The organism is Acidovorax sp. HMWF018 (assembly GCF_003061035.1).
In the GTDB taxonomy this organism is placed as follows: Bacteria; Pseudomonadota; Gammaproteobacteria; order Burkholderiales; family Burkholderiaceae_C; genus Acidovorax; species Acidovorax delafieldii.
In genome coordinates, this window is record NZ_QAIM01000373.1 from 1 (window position 1) to 1,704 (window position 1,704).

1 protein-coding gene, 2 tRNA genes and 1 pseudogene are annotated in these 1,704 nt (G+C 60.3%); 1 reads left to right on the top strand and 3 read right to left on the bottom strand.

Translation table 11 applies throughout. The annotated features are described in order from the left end of the window. Positions 1-146: 146 nt before the first annotated feature. Both DBR23_RS14445 and DBR23_RS14450 read right to left on the bottom strand, forming a co-directional pair. Positions 147-222, bottom strand: a tRNA-Asn gene (locus DBR23_RS14445). A gap of 67 nt (positions 223-289) precedes the next feature. Continuing rightward, positions 290-365: transfer RNA gene (locus DBR23_RS14450), tRNA-Asn, on the bottom strand. A 164-nt stretch (positions 366-529) separates the two neighbouring features. Between DBR23_RS14450 and def the strand changes: the two genes are divergently transcribed. Continuing rightward, positions 530-1,069 carry a peptide deformylase gene (gene def / locus DBR23_RS14455; protein ID WP_108498717.1) on the top strand — a complete coding sequence of 180 codons (540 nt, stop codon included), beginning with the start codon at positions 530-532 and terminating at the stop codon, positions 1,067-1,069. A gap of 33 nt (positions 1,070-1,102) precedes the next feature. Here the strand turns inward: def and DBR23_RS14460 are convergent. Further along, positions 1,103-1,704, bottom strand: a pseudogene (locus DBR23_RS14460) (bifunctional uridylyltransferase/uridylyl-removing protein); the annotation flags it as partial.

Genomic DNA, 1,704 nt, shown 5'->3' on the forward strand with positions numbered 1-1,704 from the left:
CGTCAGGTTCGAGCCAGGGGAGCTGCGGGGGCATGCGGGTGTGTGTCGCAAAGGCACTATTGTCTGGCACGCACTGGCGCGCTGCGTAATAGGGTTTCGGCCAACAAAAAAGCCCCACACTCAGAAAGTGTGGGGCTTTTTCAAATTGGCTCCTCGACCTGGGCTCGAACCAGGGACCTACGGATTAACAGTCCGGCGCTCTACCGACTGAGCTATCGAGGAATGATCGGTATCTATCAACTGACTAATTAAAAGGCCCCGCTTTTTTCATGCAGGGCCTGCAAATTCTTGGCTCCTCGACCTGGGCTCGAACCAGGGACCTACGGATTAACAGTCCGGCGCTCTACCGACTGAGCTATCGAGGAACAAGACTTAGATTATATACACAAAAATTGTCCCGAATCCACAAAACTGACTGCATCGGTTCGCAAACCCACGCGCCAACCTGAAGCCGCATGGCGCGATATGCTGGGCACCCTGCTGCCAATTTGGCGGTCTGTGCCTTGTCTCCCAGCCTGTCTCATATTTCATGACCATCCACACCATTTTGAAAATGGGCGACCCCCGCCTGCTGCGCGTGGCGCAGCCTGTCACTGCGTTCGACACTGACGAGTTGCATCAGCTGGTGCGGGATATGTTCGAGACCATGGCCTCCGTGAACGGAGCCGGCCTTGCCGCGCCGCAGATTGGGGTAGATCTGCAACTGGTGATCTTTGGTTCCAACGACCGCAATCCGCGCTATCCGGATCGGCCGCTTGTGCCGCCCACCGTACTGCTCAACCCGGTGATCACGCCCCTGGGGGTAGAAGAAGAGGAAGACTGGGAGGGTTGCCTCTCCGTGCCCGGTTTGCGCGGCAAGGTGCCCCGCTGGTCGCGCATCCGCTACACAGGCTTCGATTTGTACGGCGACCTCATTGACCGCACGGTAGATGGCTTCCATGCGCGTGTCGTACAGCACGAATGCGACCACCTGATCGGCAAGCTGTATCCCATGCGGGTGCGTGATTTCACGCAGTTCGGTTTTACCGAGGTGCTGTTCCCGGAGATCAGTGCCACCGAAGACGACTGATAGGGATCCTCTCCTGGGCCTATCCCTGCGCGGTCAGGACGACAGTTCCTGCAGCAGCTCGGTCTCGATCTGGATCTGGCGGGCGTTGTTTTGCAGCTCTGGGCCCTGGATGAGAAAGGTGTCTTCCACCCGCTCGCCCAGGGTACTGACCTTGGCCAGTTGCACGCTCAGGTGGTGCTGCGCCAGGATGCGAGCCACGAGATAGAGCAGACCGGCACGGTCGCTGGCCGAGATAGCCAGCAGCCAGCGCTGCGCCTTTTCGTCGGGGCGCAAGGTCACCCGGGGCGCTACCGGAAAGCTCTTGACCCGGCGTGACACCCGCTTGCGGGTGGGTTCTGGCAAAGGGCCGCCTTCCTCGATCACGCGCATCAGGTCGCTCTCCACCATGTGGGTCAGCTCACGGTAGTGCCCTGGTTGCTCCGATGCCGAAGAGGCCACGACCTGAAAAGTGTCCAGCGCATAACCGTTGTTGGCGGTGTGCACCCGCGCATCGAGGATGCTGAAACCCACACGGTCGAAGTAGCCGCAGATGCGTGCAAACAGGTCGGCCTGGTCGGCGGCGTAGACCATCACCTGCAGCCCATCACCCGCCAGCGACTGGCGGGCACGCACCACCGGCTTGGCCGTGCCTACAT